Source organism: Oribacterium sp. P6A1, assembly GCF_000702885.1.
Taxonomy (GTDB): domain Bacteria; phylum Bacillota; class Clostridia; order Lachnospirales; family Lachnospiraceae; genus Oribacterium.
In genome coordinates this window covers 121420-145600 of sequence record NZ_JNKO01000005.1, presented here as the reverse complement: position 1 = coordinate 145600, position 24181 = coordinate 121420, and the positions used below count along the sequence as shown (strand labels likewise).

General features: G+C 42.9%; 16 protein-coding genes. 14 read left to right on the top strand and 2 right to left on the bottom strand.

Going from position 1 to position 24181, the window contains the following annotated elements; translation table 11 throughout:
- Positions 1–16: 16 nt before the first annotated feature.
- Positions 17–1843, top strand: coding sequence for an ABC transporter permease (locus tag T515_RS05230; RefSeq protein WP_036608437.1), 1827 nt, complete (start codon positions 17–19; stop codon positions 1841–1843).
- A 2-nt stretch (positions 1844–1845) separates the two neighbouring features.
- The gene (locus T515_RS05225; RefSeq protein ID WP_036608434.1) at positions 1846–3492 is read left to right on the top strand and encodes an ABC transporter ATP-binding protein; all 1647 of its coding nucleotides are present in this window, start codon (positions 1846–1848) and stop codon (positions 3490–3492) included.
- Positions 3493–3665: 173 nt separating this feature from the next.
- Here the strand turns inward: T515_RS05225 and T515_RS05220 are convergent, their stop codons facing one another.
- Together T515_RS05220 and T515_RS05215 are read right to left on the bottom strand one after the other, a co-directional pair.
- Positions 3666–4622 (bottom strand): sensor histidine kinase, encoded by a 957-nt coding sequence (locus T515_RS05220; protein WP_197026393.1) that lies wholly within the window; start codon positions 4620–4622, stop codon positions 3666–3668.
- Positions 4623–4728: 106 nt separating this feature from the next.
- Positions 4729–5412: a response regulator transcription factor gene (locus T515_RS05215; protein WP_036608428.1), complete on the bottom strand. Its 684-nt coding sequence runs from the start codon at positions 5410–5412 to the stop codon at positions 4729–4731.
- Positions 5413–5694: 282 nt separating this feature from the next.
- Here T515_RS05215 and T515_RS05210 point away from each other — a divergent pair, with 282 nt between their 5' ends.
- The 12 genes from T515_RS05210 to T515_RS05155 all read left to right on the top strand — a co-directional run bounded on the left by T515_RS05210 (position 5695) and on the right by T515_RS05155 (position 24164).
- Positions 5695–6789: an efflux RND transporter periplasmic adaptor subunit gene (locus T515_RS05210; protein WP_036608426.1), complete on the top strand. Its 1095-nt coding sequence runs from the start codon at positions 5695–5697 to the stop codon at positions 6787–6789.
- A complete protein-coding gene (locus T515_RS05205) occupies positions 6776–9838 on the top strand; it encodes an efflux RND transporter permease subunit (protein WP_036608423.1) in 3063 nt (1020 codons plus the stop codon). Before T515_RS05210 ends, T515_RS05205 begins: the two co-directional genes overlap by 14 nt.
- A 195-nt stretch (positions 9839–10033) precedes the next feature.
- Entirely contained in the window at positions 10034–11374 is a 1341-nt protein-coding gene (locus tag T515_RS05200) for an MATE family efflux transporter (protein ID WP_036608419.1), read from the top strand.
- A gap of 69 nt (positions 11375–11443) precedes the next feature.
- Positions 11444–12859 carry a glycoside hydrolase family 32 protein gene (locus T515_RS05195; RefSeq protein ID WP_036608415.1) on the top strand — a complete coding sequence of 472 codons (1416 nt, stop codon included), beginning with the start codon at positions 11444–11446 and terminating at the stop codon, positions 12857–12859.
- A 216-nt stretch (positions 12860–13075) separates the two neighbouring features.
- Positions 13076–14983, top strand: a complete 1908-nt coding sequence (locus T515_RS05190; RefSeq protein ID WP_036608413.1) for a subtype A tannase — start codon at positions 13076–13078, stop codon at positions 14981–14983.
- A gap of 208 nt (positions 14984–15191) precedes the next feature.
- Complete coding sequence (locus T515_RS05185; RefSeq protein ID WP_051671453.1) at positions 15192–15626, top strand: response regulator transcription factor; 435 nt, start codon at positions 15192–15194, stop codon at positions 15624–15626.
- Positions 15626–17050, top strand: a complete 1425-nt coding sequence (locus tag T515_RS16430) for a sensor histidine kinase (protein WP_051671452.1) — start codon at positions 15626–15628, stop codon at positions 17048–17050. The genes T515_RS05185 and T515_RS16430 overlap by 1 nt, the downstream gene beginning before the upstream one ends.
- A 29-nt stretch (positions 17051–17079) precedes the next feature.
- Positions 17080–18096, top strand: a complete 1017-nt coding sequence (locus T515_RS05175) for a Gfo/Idh/MocA family protein (RefSeq protein WP_036608410.1) — start codon at positions 17080–17082, stop codon at positions 18094–18096.
- Positions 18097–18589: 493 nt separating this feature from the next.
- Positions 18590–20332 carry an ABC transporter ATP-binding protein gene (locus T515_RS05170; RefSeq protein WP_051671451.1) on the top strand — a complete coding sequence of 581 codons (1743 nt, stop codon included), beginning with the start codon at positions 18590–18592 and terminating at the stop codon, positions 20330–20332.
- Positions 20304–22196: an ABC transporter ATP-binding protein gene (locus tag T515_RS05165; protein WP_197026392.1), complete on the top strand. Its 1893-nt coding sequence runs from the start codon at positions 20304–20306 to the stop codon at positions 22194–22196. The genes T515_RS05170 and T515_RS05165 overlap by 29 nt, the downstream gene beginning before the upstream one ends.
- A 105-nt stretch (positions 22197–22301) precedes the next feature.
- Positions 22302–23057 carry an SDR family NAD(P)-dependent oxidoreductase gene (locus T515_RS05160; protein ID WP_031550437.1) on the top strand — a complete coding sequence of 252 codons (756 nt, stop codon included), beginning with the start codon at positions 22302–22304 and terminating at the stop codon, positions 23055–23057.
- A 177-nt stretch (positions 23058–23234) separates the two neighbouring features.
- The gene (locus T515_RS05155; RefSeq protein WP_036608408.1) at positions 23235–24164 is read left to right on the top strand and encodes a LysR family transcriptional regulator; all 930 of its coding nucleotides are present in this window, start codon (positions 23235–23237) and stop codon (positions 24162–24164) included.
- Positions 24165–24181 lie beyond the last annotated feature (17 nt).

Genomic DNA, 24181 nt, shown 5'->3' with positions numbered 1-24181 from the left:
TACAGTGAGGTAGGTAATGGATAGAAGCATTCAACCGGATAACGGTGCAATATTTAAGAACAAGCTGAAAACCTGGTTCTCCCAGCCTCAGAACATAATATTGCTCTTATTTGGCATAGTTTTGACATTCAGTACTGTTGCCCCCATTGTGGCGATAGTAAAAGATACATTCCAGATACATCCGGGTACCATCGACCAGCATCTGACAGGCAGGGTAGACGGATACACAATAGTAAATTATACAGACTTATTTACCAGCAGACTTGCGAAAGCAAATTTGTGGACACCCTTGTTAAATACCATAATCCTGTCGGTTCTCACTTGTGTGATTTCCATTCTGTTTGGTGGATTGTTCGCGTTCCTGGTAACGAGAACAAACATGAAATTCAAAAAATATCTGAGTTCCATCTTCATTTTCCCGTATATCATGCCCCAGTGGACACTGGCTGTTGTATGGCAGCACATGTTCTACAGCAATAAGGTTACGGGTACTGCTGACGGACTTCTTGCAGCTATATTTAATATTTATTTTCCGAGCTGGTGGTGTCAGGGAGCATTTCCAAGTGCCATGGTTCTGGGACTTCACTATGCGCCCTTTGCATATATCCTTATCGGCGGCATCTTCAAAAACATGGATGCCAACCTGGAGGAGGCGGCAACTATCCTCGATACACCCAAGTGGAAGATAATGTTTAAGGTCACACTTCCTATGATAAAGCCGGCGATCCTTTCAACCATACTTCTTGTATTCGGAAGCGCCATGGGAAGCTATCCGGTTCCGCACTATCTGAATCTTACAACTCTTTCAACGAAGTACATTTCCATGAACAGTACTTACACCGGTGAGGCAAGTATCCTTGCTATCATCATGATGGTATTTGGTGTACTGATTCTCGGAATGAACCAGATGAGCCTTAAGAGCAGAAAGAACTATACAACGGTAACCGGTAAGTCAGGACAGCTTACAAAGCTTTCCATCGGAAATGCCGGAAAGTATATAGTAGGAATCATTTTTATCATCATTACTTTCTTTACAAGTATCTGGCCTATTTTGCTGTTCGCACTGGAAACATTCCTTCCGAACCCAGGAGACTACAGCTTCCTTTACACAGGAAACTTTGCGCATCTCACAACTAAATGGTGGGTGACCAATGAAAACATTACCGAAAACGGTATGTACGGACAGTCAGGTATCCTTTACAATAACACCATCTGGCATGCCTTCTTCGGAACACTTTTCCTTGCGGTTGTCTGCGCCCTTATTGCAGGAACCATAGGAACACTTATCGGATATGCGGTTGCAAAGAACAGAAGAAACAAGTGGGCGAACTATGTGAACAATGTTGCATTCCTGCCTTATCTTATGCCGTCAATTGCAGTTGGCGCCGCATTCTTCATTCTGTTCTCAAATGAGCACATCAACCTGTTCAACACTTACACACTTTTGATCATCGCAGGTGTAGTTAAATATATTCCTTTTGCTTCCAGAAGCTCACTGAACTCTATGCTTCAGATAAGTAATGAGCTGGAAGAAGCAGCGATCATTCAGAACACACCATGGATCAAACGAATGCTCAGGATCATCATTCCTATACAGAAGTCATCCATCATCAGCGGATATCTGCTTCCGTTCATGACATGTCTTCGTGAGCTTTCACTGTTCCTTCTTCTTTGTACCCAGGGCTTTATTCTTTCAACGACCCTTGATTACTTCGATGAAATGGGACTTTATGCATTCTCAAGTGCCATCAACCTGATTTTGATCGTCACTATCTTAGTATTTAATACACTTGTAAATAAGCTGACAGGAGCAAGCCTGGACAGTGGAATTGGAGGTAAATAATCATGCCTGAGATTATTTTGGAAAATGTCACAAAAAGATGGGGAAAGTTTTTCGGTGTAGATAATGTAAGTCTCAATATCCCGAACAATTCCTTTATAACTTTACTTGGACCTTCAGGATGTGGTAAAACTACGATCCTCAGAATGATCGCAGGTCTTGAAACACCTACAGAGGGAAGAATCAAAATAGGAGATACAGTGGTATTTGATTCCAACGCGGGAATCAACGTGCCGCCAAACAAGCGTAAGGTGGGATTCCTGTTCCAGAACTATGCCCTCTGGCCCAACATGACTGTTTATGAGAATATCTCCTTCGGACTCAAGAACATTAACGAAGAGATGCCGGTTCTTGATGTAGAAGCAAAACAGACAGTTGATCTCATAAGAGCACTTCAGAACGGCAATAAGATAAAGGAAGTTGTAGAAGAGTGCTTCGACAAAAACCGTAAGCTGGATGAGAAAAAGGCCTATATCAAACTCATCGATAATTTTGGATTATCCATTTACTCTGCGAAAGAGCTCTTCGATATGAAGATACACGAGGCGACTGACCCCAATGTTTCTGCAAAGAGTAAGCTGGCTGAATATGAGAAAAAGCTTGAAACCATAAAGAATAAATATGCAAATGAAGGTAAGGCTCTTAATGATAAGTGTGAGGTGACTAAAAACGGAAAGGTTCTCGAAGAAAAGAGAAAACTCACAAAGGAAGAGATAGATTCGAGAGTAAGAGCCTGCTCAAGGATAGTCAAGATCGGAATGTTCATGGACAGATACCCTGCAGAACTTTCCGGAGGTCAGCAGCAGAGAGTAGCCATCGCAAGAACCCTGGCACCTCAGCCGCAGGTTCTCTTCATGGATGAGCCTCTGTCGAACCTTGATGCAAAGCTGAGACTGGAGATGAGATATGAACTCCAGAGACTGCATGTGGAAACAGGAAGTACCTTTGTTTACGTAACCCATGACCAGATGGAGGCCATGACTCTTGCCACAAAGATCTGTCTTGTGAACAATGGCGTGCTTCAGCAGTATGCGGCGCCTCTTGAGGTTTATAACAGACCATCGAACCTTTTCGTAGCTGATTTCGTCGGAAATCCTTCAATGAACTTTATTGATATAAAGGGAACTCAGGAGAGCGATGGAAGCTTTTCAGTCACCATGCTTGACGGAATCAAGGCAGGCTTCATTCCTAACGATAAGATGGATATCGTCGAATGGCGTAAGAATCGTGATGCCGAAGAGCAGAAAAAGCTTGATTTTGAACGTCAGAGATTGAGCCAAAAGGGAGCGGTTGAAAAGACCAATAAGGATGAAGTTTTCAAGTACCATATCCAAAAGGTCAATGAAGAAGACGACAGTCTTTTGGATGAGCCTGTCATCACTGATGAGGACTATGTTCTCGGCATAAGACCTGAGGCTATAGACATTGACGAAAACGGAAGTATAGATACAACTGTTTACGGTGCCATGCCTACAGGTATGGAGTCCACCCTTAAGCTGAGAGTGGGAGATTTCCTTCTCACCAGCGTTATCTTCGGAGGCGTAATCTATCAGATCGGACAGGAGGAAAAGATCAATATCACAGGAAAAGATATCCTTCTCTTTGACAGAAAGTCAGGAAAGCTGATCTGCAGCGGATCTTTGAAGGTATGATGATCAGCATACTTGTATGATTCCCGTAGAGCCTCCGGCGTCGGGGCACGGATTTTCAAAGGAAGTTAATGCTTTGCATCGATAATCCGGCCAGGGAAAGATTTAATCAGAGTTCTCATAAGTGCTAAAATGATATAACCCTCTTTACCGGGCAGTCGGTAAAGAGGGTTATTTTACGCTGTGATTGAGTATGGTAGAAAAACTATAAATTCAGATCCTTTCCCGGGTGCACTATGAACCTGTATGCTCCCTCCGGAAAGCTTCAGGATCGAAGCGCAGATTGCTAGACCCAGACCGTTTCCTTCGGATTTATGGGCAGTGTCGGCCTGATAGAATTTATCAAATATGTGATGGATTTGTTCTTCGTTTATTCCTATACCCTGATCCCTGATACGTACTTTTACGACCTTATCTTCCTTTTCGATAAGCGTAGTGATGGTGGAGTTGTCAGGTGAGAACTTTATGGCATTGGAATAGATATTGGTCCATACCTGAAAAAGTAAATTTTGATAATTCATGATATTGACCTCCGGAAGTTCCATTTCAAGGTCAATATTTTTTTGTGTCCATTTCTGCTCCAGCATAAGTATGGATTCGCGAATCTGCTCATCCAGAGAATATAAAACGGGAGTCTCATTGATGGTTCCGGTGTTTAGCCTTGAAAGAGCCAGTATGTTACCTGTCAGTGAGGAAAGCTGTTTGGTGCTGGTCATAATCTTTTTTGCATATACCTGAAGTTCATCTTTGGTTATATCCGGTGCAAGCATAAGGGAAGCATACCCCTCTATGGAAGAAAGAGGGGTTTTAAACTCGTGAGAAACATTGGATACGAAATCATTCCTCAGGGTTTCAGTATTGGAAAGCTCCTTCGCCATTCGATTGAAATTTTTATTCATATTTCGGAATTCCTGAAGTCCGGAATTCTCATCAAGTTTAACTTCAAAATCTCCCTGGGATATCTTTTGCAGGGCATCAACAAGGTTATTCAGTGGCTTGATTATGATGAAGGAAATAAATCTCATAAAGATGAGAGTCAGTATAAGCACGCTTATCAGATAAGGTGTCAGTGGATTTTTTATGAAACCAAAAGAATCTGAGAGATCATACTTGTACAGTAAGAACCCAACCATAGCACCTGCAATAATAGACAGGAGTAATCCTATAAATGAAAGAGCATAGGTTAAAAGCCATAGTTTATGCTTTTTGAAAATTCTGGATAAGTATTTTTGCATCAATTCACCTCATGTGATCCGGAATAGTGACTTTGTAGCCCAGGCCTCGAATGGTCTTTATGCTGAAGTCCGGATTAGCCTCAAAAAGTTTTCTCAGTTTACTGATATGCACATCTACGGTTCGTGCATCGGATTCTGCTTCTACTCCCCATATCTCGTCCATAAGCTGCTGCCTGGTATGAATCTTATTTGGAGTTGATATCAATTTGTATAGAAGATAGAACTCTTTTTTTGAAAGATCATAGCTTAAATCATTTCGGGTGACTGACAGAGCATCCAGATCCAGCACGGTTTCACCTATTGTCTGCTTACGTTCATGAACTATCTTTGAACGTCTGAGAAGGGCTTCGACACGAAGACATAGTTCATTTACATCTATTGGTTTCACCATATAGTCATCTGTGCCCAGATGATACCCTTCCTGTTTGGAAGAGAAATCATCCCTGGCGGTGATAATGATTATAGGTATCTCTTTGTTGAAAGACCGTAAATATTTAACAAACTCATATCCGTTCATGTTAGGCATCATGATATCTGTTATGACCATGTCAACAAAATTCTGTTCCAAAAGCTGTGAGGCAGTGACGCCATCTGATGCGGATAAGGTCTCATATCCCTGTTTTCTTAAAGCAAGAGAATAGAGATTTCTAAGTTCATCATTATCTTCAATTATTAAAATTGTAAACATATATACTCCTGTAAAAAAATCTGATGCTATAAACCTAAAGGCAGGTTTGTTATTTAATCTATATCGTACAGCTTACAACCTAAATGTTAAGTAAGTATTGACTTTCAGAAGTATTTAGAAAAATTTCAACGGATTTCATTGCAGTATTTTTTCGCGATTTAACATTCACTTAACATTGGCTTAAAACTTGTTAAAAAAAAGGCACCTAGAATATGGGCGTTAAGATGACAATAAAACATAAGCCTTAATGATATTTCGGCAGATGTTAAAAAGGAGATCAGTATGAAAAAACGTTCAATGGTGGTCACGGGCCTTATAGTTCTTGTTTTAGGCGCAGCAGTTTACAGAAAGCTGAGTAATCAGGAGGTGTTTGCTCAAGGCGTTTCTGCTCCGATTGTAGAAGTTATTAATCCCGGACTTTCCGGTATAAGCAGTGAAACTTCTCTGATTGGTTCTATTGAGAACAGTGATACGGTCTATGTTTACGCCAAAGTAGGCGGAGATGTAACTTCACTTAATGTTTCTGCCGGGGATATGGTTAAGGCCGGAGATACCATCTGCACTATAGATACAAAACAGGTTGCCGGTGCAAAATCATCTGTTGAATCAGCGCAGATAAATCTTCAGAAAGCACAGCAGGATCTTTCAAGAATGCAGCCCCTTTTTGCTACGGGAGATATAAGTGCGGCAGAATATGAAGCCTACGTAAATGCCCTTAGATCTGCAGAAGTTCAGTATCAGTCATCAAAGACTTCTTACGATACCCAGCAGGAGTATGCCAATGTAAAAGCAAAAATCGATGGAATGATAGAGATAGTGAACATAAAAGCGAATGACACAGTAAATGCAGGAAACCAGTTGTGTGTCATCACGGGTAACGGCCATAAGGTTGTTTCTTTTTCTGTAACTGAACGTATACGTAACGGATTAAACACAGGCGACGCCATAAGGGTTGAAAAGGAGGGCAGGACTTTCACCGGCCACATCACAGAAATCAGCACCATGGCTGAGGATTCAACCGGACTTTATACTGTTAAGGCGGATCTTCTGGATGGTGATGCCGCCACCATTTCTTCGGATATTTCAGCGCTTCCAACAGGATCCAAAGTGAAACTCTACGTGGTTTCGAGTCATGCAGAAAATGTTCTGACTCTTCCGAAAGACTGTATCTACAGTGAAAGTGCCGGATCTTTCGTATATGTAAGCAGGGATCATATACTCTCAAAGGTCAAGGTAGTTACCGGAATAGAAGATGAAAACAATGTTCAGATACTTAGTGGTGTCGATGCCAAAGATCAGGTGGTTTCCACATGGAGTTCAGAACTCAGTGACGGTACAGAAGTAAGGATCAAGGGGGAAAACAATGGGAATAACTAAAGTGGTTTTAAAGAGACCTGTCTCGGCTATCCTGGCTATCCTATGCCTTATAGTTTTCGGTATATCATCAGTTTTCAATACTACCCTTGAACTCACGCCTGATATGGATATGTCCATGATGGTTGTAATGACAAATTATTCCGGAGCCAGCCCGGAGGATGTCGCGGAACTTGTAACAAAGCCTATAGAAGACAATATCAGCGCTCTTTCCGGTCTTGATAGCATAACATCAAAATCAAGTGAAGGATCTTCCATGATCATGCTTTCATATGATTACGGAACTGATATGGATAAGGCTTATGATGATCTCAAAAAGAAGGTTGATCAGGTGGCGAGAGAGCTTCCGGATGGATGCAAGACACCATCCATATTTGAGATGAATATGAACTCGGGTTCGGATATGACTCTCATGATACAGAACGAAAAGGAGTCAGCAAATCTATATAATTATGTGGAAAATAAACTGTCTCCGGAATTTGAAAAGATACCTGAGGTAGCTGATATAAAGATAAATGGAGGAAACAAACAGTATATCTCCATAGAATTGAATGAAGAAAAAATGCTTCAGTACGGAGTTACTATGTCATCCATAGCCGGAGACATTTCAGCAGCGGATGCCACCATACCGGCCGGAAGTACCCTGGATGGAAGTCAGGAGCTTTCGGTCTCCACCAGAATGAAATATGATTCCTTTGAAGCTCTCGGGGATATTCCGCTTACAACCAAAAACCAGAATGATGTTGTGTATCTTCAGGATGTGGCAACAGTTAATTACGCTAATGAAAAGAATGACAGTATAGCGAAATATGATGGTCAGGATACCATAACCATCTCTTTAACAAAGCAGCAAAGTGCGTCTTCGATGAAACTTTCAGAGAAAGTAAGGGAAACTATAGACACACTTTCAAAAAAGGATAATGCTCTTGAAATTACAGTAATCAGCGATACCTCTGAAAATATAACTGACTCAATCAATGATGTGGTAAAGACACTTATTCTTGCCATAGTCATTTCCATGATCATCATATATCTGTTTTTCGGAGATATAAAGGCATCCCTCATTGTAGGAAGTTCTATTCCCGTATCAATACTGGCAGCTCTTATACTTATGAGTTTGGTGGGCTATTCACTGAATATGATCACCCTCTCTGCGCTGACTCTGGGAGTCGGTATGATGGTGGACAATTCCATAGTAGTGCTGGAAAGTTGTTTCAGAGTCACAGCTCAAAATAAAGAAAAACAGGGACTTTTAGAATATGCCCGTGATGCTTTGGATGGAACAGGAATAGTGGCTATGTCGGTTATAGCCTCAACCATAACCACCTGTGTAGTATTTCTTCCCCTGGGACTGCTTTCCGGTATGACAGGTCAGATGTTCGGACCTTTGGGATTCACCATTGTTTTTTGTATGTCTGCATCACTTATCTCTGCTATCACAGTAGTTCCTCTTTGCTACATGATGTATAAGCCTGAGGAAAAAACAAAGGCAATGCTTAACGACCCTGTAAAGGAACTTCAGGACGGATATAGAGTTTTGATGCAGAAGATCCTTCCGAAGAAAAAAACAGTTATGTTTACCTCTGTGCTGCTTCTCCTGGGTTCTCTTTTACTTGCGGCAACACTTACCATTGAACTCATGCCATCAGATGATCAGGGTGAGATAAGCATTACTGTGAATACAAGACCCGGTACGGAAATAAAGAAGATAGAACCTACATTAGATGAAATAGAAGGAATCATTAAACAGGATCCGGATTTGGAACATTACAGAACAGAGTTTACCGGTGGAAGCGGAAACTCAGAGGCGACTATCGCGGCAACGCTCAAAGATGACAGAAGCATGGAAACAAAGGATGTCGTATACAAGTGGAAGAAGGAGCTTTCGGATGTTACGAATTGTGATATTTCCGTGGAAATGAAATCTTCCATGAGTATGATGAGTTCTTCCGGAGATAAGTATGAGGTACTGATTCAGGGTGCGGACTATGATGAGGTGAAAGAAGTCGTAAATGAAATAGTTTCAGAAATTGGAACACGTGACGATATAGCAAGAGTTCATTCAAGCATAGATAATTCTTCGCCTGTAGTAGAGGTTACAGTAGATGCCATTAAAGCCAAATCCTACGGCCTTACGGCAGGAACCATAGGTAGTACACTGAGGTCGATACTTACGGGATCTACAGTGACAAGTATTCCGGTAAATGGAGAAGACACGGATGTAAAAGTTGAATACCCTGTTGATAAATACAATTCTCTTTATGAGATAAAGAATATCCTTTTAAGTGCCGGAAACGGCGGGCAGGTTGTTCTTACTGATGTGGCTGATGTTCATTATGTGGATTCACCGGCATCTATATCCCGGGCAGATAAACAGTACAATGTTACTATAACAGCAGAGTACTCGGATAAAGCTACCGGAGAATCACCTAAACAGATACTTGAAGAAACGGTAAAACCAAATCTCACAGGCACAGTGACCATCGGTAAAAGTACCATGGATAAAACGCGGTCCAGAGAAATGGGTAATCTGATGATGGCTCTTCTTGAAGCAGTATTTCTGGTATTTGTAGTGATGGCATCACAGTTCGAGTCTCCAAAATACTCATTGATGGTCATGACTACCATACCTTTTTCTCTGATAGGTTCTTTCTCATTGCTTTGGCTTACAGACTGCTCTATCAGTATGGTATCCATGGTTGGATTCCTGATGCTCATAGGTACTGCTGTAAATAACGGTATTCTCTATGTTGATACGGCAAATCAGTATAGAGGCACTATGGAATTTGATGAAGCTCTTATAGAAGCAGGAGCTACACGTATAAGACCTATCCTCATGACTACTCTGACAACCGTTATATCGATGATTCCCATGGCTATGGCGTTTGGTAATGCAGGCTCCATGAATCAGGGACTCGCCATAGTAAATATTGGCGGACTTACAGCATCCACCCTGCTTTGTCTTCTGATGCTGCCGGTTTATTATTCTGTAATGACACCGAAACGCGAGAGGAACGCTTTTTGTGGCAGGTCAGAAGGACCTGGCATGTAGCGTCAGCCCTTCGCGAAGCGAATTCAAATGGGCTGACGTTCCCAGTGAGCGCATAGCGCGAAGCGGTCCAGTATCGAATCGTTCCGTGCGGAGTGATTTATTTGAAAAGGGCACCACATATGTGGTGCTTCTTTTGTTTTTTCGGAGTATAATGTCTTTTTGATTTTGTACAGATAGGTCAGGGATGATATATACATGAATAATAAAACAAATGAAGCTAAAAATCTGACACAGGTTCCTCTCTGGAGCGGCATTTTGATGTTCAGTCTGCCGCTGATAGCTTCGAATTTACTGCAGATTCTTTTCAATATTTCAGATATAGCTGTTGTCGGCAGATTTGCGGGACCCATAGCTTTGGGCGCCGTCGGATCCACAACCACGCTGGTGACTCTCTATACAACTTTCATTATAGGTATTTCGAGCGGAGTAAATGTAACTGTAGCTTATGCCATAGGCAGAGGAAAAGAGGAAGCGGTTAAACGAGCTGTATTTACTGCATTTATGCTCTGTATGCTGATCGGCATACTGACAATGATTTTCAGTGAAGCCACAAAGTTAAGCGTTCTTTCACTGCTCAGCACAAAACAGTCTCTGCTTCCGGGTGCCATGAACTATCTAAGGATTTATTTTCTCGGAATTCCTGCGCTGTCTATATTCAACTTTGGAAACGCCGCCTACAGCGCCTCGGGAAATACACGTAAACCTCTTATGTTTCTGACGGTTTCAGGTTTCATCAATATACTGCTGAACCTTTACTTTGTTATAGTTATGAATCTGGATGTGGTGGGAGTTGCTCTTGCAAGTGTTATCTCGCAGTATTTTTCGGCCTTTTGCATTTTATTCTCCATCATTCGTGAGAAGTCTATAATCGGTTTAAGATTCAGAGGCATGCATTTTGACAAACAGTTTGCAAGGAGAATGCTTCCCATCAGTATAACTTCCGGTATCGCTAATGCTATTTTCCAGATTGCCAATCTTTTTGTCCAGTACGGAGTCAATACCTTTGATGCCATCACAGTGGCAGGTGCGGCAGCTGCGCAAAATGCAGACGGACTTGATTATGATGTTATGGCCGCATTTTACACTGCAGGTTCAAGCTTCATCGGGCAGAATTACGGTGCAAGACAGATGGAAAGGGTCAAAAAGATATATCATATAACTCTGTTTTACAGCTTTGTAATCGGAAGTGCCATAGGTGTAAGTCTGTACATTTTTGGAGTACCCTTTCTCAGAGTGTTTACCACCGATCCGGCAGTTGTTGAAGCCGGTATGTATCGTCTTTCCATCATGGCTTTGTCCTATGGCTTTTCTGCGTTTATGGATGGCTCCATAGCAGCATCACGAGGCCTCGGTAAAAGTCTCATCCCGACGATCATCGTGATACTTGGCTCCTGTGTGTTCAGGATTTTGTGGATATTTACGGTCTTTGCATATTTTAAAACAGTTACATCGCTATATCTTCTGTATATTTTTTCATGGACCATCACCGGTATTGCAGAGATGATATATTTTAACAGGATTTATGGGGATGATTAAATATTTGTCGTAGTCTATAATTCTGAATGGAACATGGGAATGACTACATCATGAAAGGAATTAAATACTTTGGATACATTAGATAAAGCACGTGATTATGAAGAAAGATACAGCCGAAATATAAGTACTGACGAGCGTCCTGTTTACCACCTGACAGCCAAGGCCGGATGGTTAAATGACCCCAACGGGTTTTCATTCTATAATGGAAAATATCATCTTTTCTATCAGTACAACCCCTACAGTACAAGCTGGGACAGCATGCACTGGGGACACTGGACATCTAAGGATCTCATCCATTGGGACTATGAAAAGGCTGCACTTGCACCGGATAAGGAATACGAGACAGGCTGCTTTTCGGGAAGTGCCATCACGGATAAGGATGGCAGGCATCTTCTGATCTACACAGCACATAACCAGCATGGTAAGGGTGAGGAGCTCTTCAGGGAGGAGACACAGTGTCTCGCTTTCGGTGATGGTGAGAACTATGAAAAGTACGAGTCAAATCCTGTACTTACATCTAAGGACATGCCGGAGGGCGCGGATAAAGGGGATTTCAGGGATCCTAAAATCTGGATTGAAGACGGAAAGTACTATTGCGTGATAGCTGCAAGGCTGAAAAACGGACTTGGCGCGGTACTCAGATATGAATCTGATGATGCCATTAACTGGAAGTATAAGGATACTTTGAAGACTAATGACGGAAGATGGGGAAGAATGTGGGAGTGTCCGGATTACTTCACACTTGATGGTGAGAAAGTGCTCTCTGTCTCAGTCATGAATATGAAAAAGACGGAAGACTGTTACAGAAACGGAAACTGTGTCATGGCTTTTGTAGGGGATTCGGAGAAGGCCCAGCCCCTGGACACAGGTTTTGATTATTATGCACCCCAGAGTATGGAGACAGCTGACGGTAGAAGAATCGTTATCGGCTGGATGCAGGATCCTGCCTCAGGAAACTGTATCCCGGAGGAACAGAAATGGTTCGGTCAGATGAGTTTCCCGAGAGAAATGACTGTAAAGAATGGCCGTATCTGTCAGCAGCCCATCAGGGAGATTGAAACATTATATAAAGGTACTGTTGAAAGAACGGTTACGGCACCTGATGATGCTGTGGTCGATGGCATTTCCGGAAGATGTCTGGATATGACGGCAGAGGTAAAGGATGCATCGAACTTTACGATGAAGTTTGCCGTAAAGGATGATATTCATGTCAGCTTTTCTTATGATAAAAAATCCGGTTATCTGATTCTTGACCGGAGTAACAGCGGACGTTCAGCTTCCATCTGCGAGTACCGTAAAGTTAAGATTGATGCTTACGATGACTTCAAACTCCGCCTTCTTCTTGATCGCTTTTCTTTTGAAATCTTCATTAACGATGGAGAGCATGTTTTGAGCGGTACTCTTTATGAGACACCAATGGATGCGGAAGGAATGACATTCAGCTCGGATGGAAATGTTGATATAAAACTTAATACCATGATTTGAATTTCAACGGATCGGAATATTGACCGTGATACACATAAGTTGGATTTTGTCTAAAAAAGTATAATGCTTAATAGATATTTGACGGCTAAAAAGGAATCGAGCAGGGAGCTTTACCTGCTCGATTTTTTCAATCTTTCTTCAAGAAAACTCCGCTATAGTGTTCTCATCAGCAAAACACAGATATTTGTTTGAAGATAATCTTAAAAGGAGAATACTATGAAATTTTATAGAATAACAGCACTTGGCATGTCCATTGCCATGATTACAGCAGGATGCAGTGCATCACAATCTGTTCCACCGACCACGACAATTGCTTCAACGGCGGCAGCTCTTGAGACAACCGCTGTTGAAACAGGTGCAGCAGGGATTTTGGATACATCGGCAACAGAGGCGGTTACAACACTTTCAAAGATCGATAACACAAAGTGGCAGTATAACTCTGAGGATGATGTATATTATCAGATTGGGATTTCCTATTGTGCAGCTCCTGCGGATGAATCCTATGAAACTTTATCCGTTTTTGTACCGGGCGCATATATGACAGCACAGGACAATGGTGATGGTACCTATACCTGTACTATAAACACCACAGCAACGGTTGGAGATTCAAAGTACACTGCAGAGACAGCGCCCATAGTACTTCCTGTTGATACACCGGGCTATTCTGCACAGGCTGCGCTTACGGAGTATAAGAGTTTTACTCAGTATACCGATGAGGGTTTTGTTTATGTACATGCCGGGTGCCGTGGCAGAGATGCGGGAGCACCTGCCGGAATTACGGATCTTAAAGCAGCGATTCGTTACATTCGATACAATGCAGGAAACATTGCCGGAAATATGGATAGGATTTTCTCTTTCGGTATGTCCGGCGGAGGAGCGCAGTCTGCACTACTCGGTGTGACCGGTGATTCAGCGCTTTATGATGACTATCTGGAGGCTATCGGTGCCGTACAGGGTGTCAGCGATGCTGTCACCGGATCACAGGCATGGTGTCCCATAACATCACTTGATTCTGCTGACGCAGCTTATGAGTGGCAGATGGGTAACACAAGAACCGGTTTGTCAGAGGAAGAACAGAAGATTTCAGATGATCTTACTGCTGCATTTGCAGATTACATCAATTCCCTGGGCCTTACCGATACAGACGGTACCGAGCTCACTCTGGAGCAGTCTTCTGATGGACGCTATCAGGCTGGAACCTATTATGAATATATCAAATCAGTAGTGGAAACTTCTCTTAACAACTTCCTTTCTGATACTGCCTTCCCATATGATTCCTCTTCAAGTGCCGGACATCAGGCCGGAATGGGACCGGACGGCGGTCAGGGCGGTCCGGGACAGGGAAGAATGGGCTTCGGTGGACCGGATAACAGAGGTCAGAAGCCGGATGGTGCAAATACTCAAAATGAAGCAGGTACAAACGCAGACCCGGATATTGATTATACGCAGATAGATGATATAAGCCGTACTTCATCAGGTGCAGTCGAAGGCGTAACTATTTCAGGTACTTATGAAACAGCACAGGACTATATTGATGCGCTGAATTCAAACGGTGTATGGGTAACCTATGATGCTGAAACCAATACCGCAACCATCACAGATCTGGAGGCTTTTTCCAATGCAGTAAAGCAGTCAGGAAAAGGTATTGCTGCATTTGATCAGTTGGATGAAGGACAGGGAGAAAATACTCTCTTTGGGTATGGAGATGGAAGCGGTGCGCATTTTGATCAAATGCTTACAGATATCCTTATATCAGAGGGTTCCGATTATGCGGCTGATTATGAAGAGGATATGACAACAGTAGATGCATTGGGACACACTGTTTCAGAACGTCTCAACATGTATTCTCCTCTGTACTATCTGATGAAGAGTTCCGAAGGTTATGGCACTTCTACAGTTGCGCAGTTTATGAGAATCAATTCCGGATTGTTCCAAAGCGATACTGCGGTAACCACAGAAGCAAATCTTGCCCTGGCCTTAAAAAACTATGACGCAAATGGTACTGATGTAGACGTGCAGTTTACAACTGTTTGGGGTATGGAACATACAAAGGCAGAGCGCAGTGGTGATTCCGATGCAAACTTTATTGCATGGGTAAACGAATGCTGCAGCACCCTGGAATAATCAATCATAAGAGTATAATAAGTCTGTGTCGGAATACTTAGGTATTTTTAACTGTTAAATACTCTGAATTATGTGTTCCAAGACCGGAAAAGAATCCTGATATAAGCATTGTGGGAAGTATCATAAAAAAGATTGATGATGTATGCAGAACAGATTGCAGAGTCATTGGTCTTTTTGATACGTTATTAATATAGAAAGGGGGATGAGGATGAGAATACTTTTGGTTGAAGATGAGGAACGTATGTCAGAAGCACTTCAGGCGATTCTGCGTTCAGAGAAATATGATGTTGATTCGTTTTCGAACGGCCTGGATGGCTGCGATGCAGCAAAGAGCGGAATATACGATCTCATGATTCTCGATGTGATGCTGCCGGGAATGAATGGTTTTGATATTGCCAGGAATGTAAGAAGTGCCGGTATCAAGGCACCGATTCTGATGCTTACTGCAAAGACAGAACTGGATGATAAGGTTACGGGACTGGATGCAGGAGCAGATGATTATCTTACAAAACCCTTTGAAACAAGAGAACTGTTAGCCAGAGTACGTGCGATGCTTCGTCGTAACATCATGGAGCAGGCTGATGCGGAAACCAAGGCAGTTCGCGGATTAGGATATCAGTTAAGAAACAGGTTAGAAACATAATGGTTAAGTTTTTTTCAAAGGCAATACATCATAGTATTTTTCAAAAGTCAAGAGTGAAAATCGTTGCTTCAATTATGTCGATGCTGACGCTGGTGCTGATTCTGACATTGATGATCATTTATATGACGACACTAAGAAGTGTTTATAAATCAAATCAGCACATACTGCTTGATTTTACAGAGCAATGTATAGGGGGACTTTCCCATGATGTCTGGGATGCAGAGGATGGAAAGAATGGAAAGGCTGCAGAGAAAGAAGACATAAACAACGGTACCCATAAGGAATCCTTTGATATATCCCGTGAAAATCAACTGTTTAAGGAATCTCCATCATACACGAAGGTTACGGTATGCTATGTTGTTGCATTTAATGCCAAAGGAGAAGTGGTTGAAATCTGGAATGATGTAAAACCGCTATTGTCTGATGAAGCATTAACAGAAATGGCAAGTGTGCTGCTTTACAGCGGTAACAAAGAAGGGAGTAACCGGAGCTTTGTGTATCGGATTACAGAGTATCCCGGGAACTGGAATGCAGCCACGACAGATGCTTCTTTGAACGGCGATGTGGAAACAAAAGACATATCCGATACCGATAAGATAATATATGTCGCCATGATGGATAATACACTGATTTCCGACAGCATTTCTGCACTGCTCATCAATACCATCATTACCGGAACCCTGGCATTGGGAGTGCTGTTCATGATTTCTGTTTTTCTGGCGGATAAAATAGTGAAACCACTTGAGGACAGTTACTGTAAACAAAGGCAGTTCATAGCAGATGCGGGGCATGAACTGAAAACTCCCATTTCCACCATCAGTGCCAACGCTGACATACTTAAGAAGGAGCTGGGAGAGAATTCATGGCTTGATAATATCATTTTTGAAAATCGTCGCATGAAAGATCTGGTTACACAACTTTTGGATCTTGCCAGAACAGAAAATACTGATGTGCCAATGGAGGATCTGGATTTCAGTCACCTTGTAACGGGAAGTCTGCTTCCATTTGATACGGTTATATTTGATCATGGTATGGTATTGGAAAGTGATATTCAGGAGGATATATATATTAAAGGAAATCCTGTCCAGCTTGAGCAGTTGGTATCCACTCTTGTTGACAATGCCATATCCCATACAAAGTACAGTCTTTTGACAGAACAGCCATGCATCCGGGTGCGGCTTTATAGTGAGCGTGGACATGCTGTACTGGAAGTGACTAATCCCGGTGATCCGATTCCTGTGGAAGATAGGGAAAAAATATTTGAAAGGTTCTACCGCTCGGATCAATCAAGGCAGTTAAACGGACATTACGGCTTAGGACTTGCCATCGCAAAGGCTGTAACTGAACGTCACCATGGGAAGATAAGTGTAGATTCAGAAGCAGGATATAATACATTCTCTGTGGTGATTGCAATCACAGTATGATACCTATTGAGTATCTGGGAGGAATCATTATGAATTTAGGTATAGTCGGAACAGGTAAGATTGTAGCTGATGCATTGTTTGCCATGCAGCCGGTTGAAGAGATAAAGATAAGAGCTGTATTTGCAAGACCTCACAGCCGTGAAAAGGGAGAAGAGCTTGCAAAGAAGTATGGTATTCCAAAAGTGTTCACGGATTATGATGAGATGCTTGATGAGAGTGACGTGGATACGGTATATATCGGACTTGTAAATATGGTTCATTATGAATATGCCAGGAAAGCACTTGAGCATGGGAAAAATGTCATACTTGAAAAGCCTTTTGTCGGAACATATTCCGAGGCCGAAGGACTCATGGAACTGGCAAAGCAAAAGGGATGTTTTATATTTGAAGCCATCACGGTTCTTCACAATGATGTGATAGGAAAGATGAAGGAGGCACTGCCTAAACTCGGCAGGATCCGCATGATGACGGCCAATTACTCTCAGTATTCAAGCCGGTATGACAGGTATCTTGCAGGGGATGTTGATCCCGCCTTTGATCCTGCATGTCTGAGCGGTGCTCTGAGGGATATCAATGTCTACAACATCCATTATGCCGCAGAACTTTTCGGAAGACCTGAAAAGGTTTCCTATCATCCGAATATAGGCTTTAACGGAGTGGACACTTCCGGAATACTGGTGATGGAGTATGACGGATTCTCAGCTGTATGTACCGGTGCAAAAGATTCTGACAGCCCGTGTTTTGTGACCATTCAGGGTGAAAAGGGGTATATGAAAATCGACGGAAAGCCCAATGTCGCACCAAACCTTACCATTGTGACTGTGGATGACAGCGGTGATCCGGTAAAGGATGCAGCGGGGGCAATGATCCGGAAAACTATCGTAGAAACTTTTGTTCCGGCAGAGACTCATCACAGAATGACCCGCGAATTTATTGATTTTGCCCGAATCATAGATGGTAGGAATTACGGTGAAGCAGATAGATATGCAAAGGAAACCCTGGATGTTATGAGTATTATCGAGAACAGTCAGTTGAAAGAATCGTGAGTTTTGTGGCAGGTCCAAAGGAACTGGCATGTAGCGTCAGCCCTTCGCGAAGATAATTAAAATGGTCTGACCTTTCAAGCATCGCTCTGCGCGAAACGATTCGATGTTTATTTCTGACACTCACCTAATAATATAATCCCACATATGAAAAACCCGCACCTGTATTTTTTCGGTGCGGGTTTTTTAAACAAACTCATATTTATTCCGTTTTTTAAAAACAGTTTTCTTGCTTCCCGGCCAAGGATGGTATCGTAATCACTTAACAGAAATTCATGAGTATATGCATTATCTTGTAAAAGAAAAACGCTTTTGGAGGCTTTAGAACCCTCACAACATGGAGCACGAAGTGGAGCGTAAGCTCCAAGGGAGTGCGGAATGTGGGGGACGAGTGCGAAGCACGAAACTCGTCTATTTGACTAATTTGTCGGGGGACTCATGATATAATTTACATAATCGTTCTCAATTCAAAATAAATCGAAAGGTGGCGGATTCTTTGCTCAAATTTCTGAAAAAATACTGGTGGATCGGGCTTATAGGCTCGCTTTTCATGGTGGGTGAGGTGTTGATCGATCTGATACAGCCCAAAATGATGGCACAGATTGTAGATGAAGGCATTCTTAAAGGAAACGAAAGTCTGGTGTGGAGTGTAGGCATCCGCATGATTCTTGTGGTGTTTTTAGGCGGTTGCTGCGGGATACTTTCCGGTGTGTTCGTTAATATATGCTCACAGCACTTCGGAAATGATCTGAGAAAAGCCCTGTTCCACCGCATCATGAATTTTTCCTTTGAACAGATCGATGACTTTACTGTGGGAAGCCTCATCACCCGGACGACTTCAGATGTAACCCAGGTGCAGAACATGGTTTCCCAGCTCATCCGTGGCGCAGTACGGTGCATGATGTTTTTTATCGCAGGAAGTTCCTTTCTTCTGAGTCTCAATGTGGCTTTCAGTCGTGTGCTAATGTTTACACTGCCGATCATTTTGCTTGAAATCGCCTTTGTGGTTTGGAAGAGTGGGCCTCTTTTTACTCTTTTACAGAAACGGCTTGACCGCGTGAACTCTGTTATCGGTGAGAATGTGGCAAGCGAGCGTGTGGTAAAAGCCTTCGTTCAGGAAAAGAGTGAAATAGAAAAATTCCGGCAAAGCAACAGGGATTTAGCCGACTCCAGGTTTCAGGTGCAGCTTTTGATCAGCTGGATGCGTCCCGTCATGAATATTGTGCTGAACACGGCTACGGTGACCATCATTTATATCGGAGGGATGGAGGTTGCGGCACGCCGGATGGAGATCGGAAGCCTCATGGCAGCCATCACCTATTTGAGTCAGATTCTGAGCGGAATGATGATGATGGCTATGATCTTTCAGACCATCACTCTTGGTGTTGCATCCTCAAAACGTATTAAGGAAGTGCTCACTTCCGTACCGGTTATTCAGGACGGCAAAGATGGAAACATCGAAAAACGCGGAGGAAGCATTGAATTTAAAAATGTTTCTTTCACTTACCCCGGTCACCATCATGAGGTACTGAAGGATATAAGTTTCACTGTGGCACCGGGTCAGACTCTGGCTATAATCGGAGCCACCGGCAGTGGAAAGAGCACACTTGTTTCACTCATACCGAGGTTTTACGATGTCACTGAAGGAAGGGTGCTGGTGGACGGAGAAGATGTTAAGAACTTTACGCTTCATGAATTAAGAGATCGCATTTCTTTGGTCTTGCAAAAAAGTGAAATGTTTTCCGGCTCTATAGCGCATAACATAATGATAGGTAACCCTGAGGCAACAGAAGATGAAATGATTTCAGCTGCCAGGGTGGCCCAGACCCATGAATTCATTTTACGTCAGCCTGATAGCTATGATACCCCGGTGGCAGAGGCCGGCATGAGCCTTTCCGGGGGACAGAAGCAGCGTATCGCAATTTCCCGTGCACTTCTTAGACCTGCCGAAATTCTTATATTGGATGATTCCACCAGTGCTTTGGATCTTGGTACTGAATCGAGACTGTTCAAAGCCTTAAGAGGGGATTATGAGAAGATGACCAAAATCATAATCGCCCAGCGGATTGCCACCGTCATGAGGGCAGACCGTATCGCAGTCATGGATAAGGGTAGAATCGTTGGCATGGGCACCCATAAAGAGCTGATGAACAGCTGCGATGTTTATCGTGAAATCTATGATTCACAGCTCAGGAAGGGAGGTCGAAAGTATGAGTCAACAACTGAATATAAGAGCTGAATCCGTAGGGATTCTTTCCATGAGTTCAAATCAGAGCGGCTCCCAAAACTGGAAATCTTTGTCATCCGCACCCCAGCCTTCCCTTGGGCGTCGGGGCATGAGAGGCAACATGGGAGCTCCTATCGAGAAAGCTAAGGATAGAAAAGGTACCCTTAAGCGCTTATGGAAATATTTCAGGAATGAGTGGAGATACGTATCGCTGCTTTGTGTTACCATCATCCTTGGAGTAACCATGGGTGTGATGGCTCCCCGCTTTCAGGCAGAGGCTATTGACCGCATAAAAAATTCAGAACCCGGATCTCTCAAGAGGGTACTGATCTTAATGCTTACTGCATATGTGATTTATGGATTGAGCACACTTTTGCAGGGCTTTATAAGTGCGAAACTAAGTCAGCGGGTCATATTCAGGCTCCGGGGCGATTTGTTTTGCAAGATCACAAATCTGCCTATCTCCTATATTGATAACCACTCCCATGGAGACATCATGAGCCGTATGACCAATGACGCAGAAAACATAGCATCCATCGTTTCTTCATCTTTAAGCAGCCTGCTTTCGGGAATGCTTATGCTTGTCGGCACTATCGCAATGATGCTATCCTACAGTCCTATTTTAACGATGCTCAGCTGCTCTACGGTTATGCTGACGGTGCTGTTTACTACGAATATCACCGGGTACATGCGGAAATATTTCGTCAGGCGGCAAAAGCTCCTTGGTAAGCTCAACGGCACCGTGGAGGAGATGGTCACAAATACCCGTACTGTCACAGCCTATAACCGTCAGGAGGCGGAAGTCCGGGGCTTTTCCGAAACAGCAGACGAATTGACGAAAACCGGTATCATAGCAGAGATCATCGGCGGTTCCATGGGCCCTGTCATGAATATGCTCAGCAATGTCTCCTTCGTGGTGGTAGCGGTATTCGGTGCACGATTTGCCCTGAGGGGAGACATTTCCATCGGTGTTATTTCCGCATTTATCATCTATGCAAAGCAGTTCTCCAGGCCTATTAACGAACTCGCCCAGCTTTACGGTCAGATTCAAACGGCTCTTGCCGGTGGAGAGCGCATTTTCGAGATACTGGATGAAAAAGAAGAGGATAAGAGCGGAGGATCGATCGTACAGCCTGTAAAGGGCGTCATCGAGTTTAGAAATGTAAATTTCTCCTATGTATTGGGAAAACCTGTCATCAGGAATTTCTCTCTCAAGGTATCCTCCGGTAAGAAGATTGCTCTGGTAGGCTCCACCGGAAGTGGCAAGACAACCATCATAAACCTGCTGATGCGTTTTTACCACGTTGATTCCGGCGAGATACTTTTGGACGGAAAGAGCATTTACGATATCTCCACCGACGAACTCAGAGATGCTGTAGGCATAGTTTTGCAGGATACGGTGCTTTTTACCGACACGATCCGTAATAACCTTTGTTACGCATCACGAGATATCACTCAGGAAGAACTGGATGAAGCAGCAGTTTCCAGCCACTGCGACGATTTGATTGCAAACCTCACAAATGGTTATGACACGGTACTGGAATCCTCCGGTAGTAATCTTAGTCAGGGACAAAGGCAGCTCCTTACTATATGTCGTGCCTTTCTATCAAAACCCAGTATCCTGATTCTGGACGAGGCTACCTCATCTGTGGATACAAGAACTGAAATGTGCATTCAGGATGCCATGACGGAACTTATGAAACAGCGTACCAGCCTTATTATCGCCCACCGTCTCTCTACCATACAGGATGCGGACGAGATCATTGTTATGGACCATGGTGAGATCGTTGAAAGTGGAAATCATGAGGAACTGCTGGCTAAGAAGGGCAGGTATCATGACCTGTATATGACTCAGTTTGCAGGACAGGAAACATAAATAGGCGTGAGCCATTATGATAAATACTATTATTTATATGAATAAAACGGTGTATAATATATCGTAATTGAATAAAAAATCGTAAAGATCGTAAGGAGGTTCTAAATGGCAAAAACAGCAATTATTACCGGCGGTTCACGTGGTATTGGAAAGGCAATGGCTCTTAAGCTTGGAGAGCTTGGCTATGATGTAGTCATTAACTACGTAAGTGAATCTTCAAAGGCAAAATCAGAAGAGATCGCAGAGCAGTTAAAGAAGGATTACGGTGTTGACTCTCTGGTTGTAAGAGCAGATGTCAGCAAGTATGAGGACTGCGAAGCTCTCGTTAAGGCAGCGGTTGATAAGTTTGGTGAGAACATTGATGTTCTTGTAAATAACGCAGGTATCACCAACAACTGCAACTGGATAGACATTACCCACGAGCAGTATGAGAAGGTTATCGCAACAAATCTCATGAGTCTTTTACATATGACTCATCTGGTTCTTCCACACATGATCAACCACTCCGACAAGGAGCATCAGGCAATGATCGTAAACATCTCATCTGTAGGTGGACTTACCGGTGTCATCAACCAGGCAGATTATTGCGCAGCCAAGTCCGGTGTTATCGGTCTCACCAGAGCCCTTGCACTTGAGTTTGCCGGAAGAGGCGTTCGTGCCAATGCCATCGCTCCGGGCATGATCATGACAGATATGCTTCGCGGCGTCAACCAGGACGAGCTCAATGCTCTTGCCGGAACAATTCCTGAGGGATATATCGGTGATGTATCAGATATCGCAGGTGCCCTTGAGTATATCCTTAAGGCTCCTTACCTCACAGGACAGGTTATCTCGCCTAACGGTGGATTTGTTCTTCAGTAAATTTCAGATGTTCCGGATTCACGGAAATATAACAGGGAGGTTTCTTGGAAGAAATCTCCCTGATTTTTGATAAAGCTTCCGATATTTTATGATGCAAGGGTCAAATACATACTTGTTTAGGATTCAATAGCTTTAGAGTTATAGCGGCGGCTTCAAGAGGCGAGGAGAATGGTACATATGTTTAACGGTATGAAGTATGTATATGCAGTTTACAAGGAAGGTAGTTTTTCAAAGGCTGCTGAGTCACTTTTTATTTCGCAGCCATCTCTTTCTGCTAATATAAAACGGGAGGAGGATAATATTGGTTATCCTATCTTTGACCGTAGTACAAAACCTTTAAGTCTTACAGAATGTGGGAAGGAGTATATTCGAGCGGCAGAGCAGATTATGTCTGTAAACCAGCATTTTGAAGTTTATTTGTCTGATATGGAAGGTCTCAGGGCCGGTTCTCTTTCTATAGGTGGAACAAATCTATTTGCTTCATGGATTCTTCCGGAACTGTTATCTGATTTTTCTTTAAAATATCCGAATGTTGAAATAGAACTTGTGGAAGAAACTTCACATGAACTTGAACATATGCTTCAGAGTGGGCGGATCGATCTGCTGCTCGATAACTCAAAACTTGATTCAGCTATTTATGAACATCAGGTTTACATGGAGGAATTTCTGCTTCTTGCTGTACCGGCGGGATTTGATGTGAATGAACGCCTGAAAGGTTTCCAGCTTTCACATGATATGATTGAAGAAGGGAAATTTCTTTCCGCTGATATTCCCTCGGTATCTTTAAAAGAATTTGCAAATGTACCCTTTGTTCTGCTTAAGCAGGGGAATGATACTGGAGAAAGAGCCAGAGCTATCTGCCGGGAGAATCGTTTTACTCCTGAAGTTATTTTTGAACTTGACCAACAGATGACCTCCTACAATATCACTATTTCAGGTATGGCTATATCATTCATCAGTGATACGTTGATAAGGAGAGTGCCATTTCATGAAAAGGTTGTCTATTATAAGCTTTCCGGGAAAAACGTCCGAAGAAATCTTTCGTTCTATTGGAAATCAGGACGCTACAAAAGCCGGGCAATGGAAGAGTTCCTAAAAGGGTTGTGAATATTTTGATATGAGAT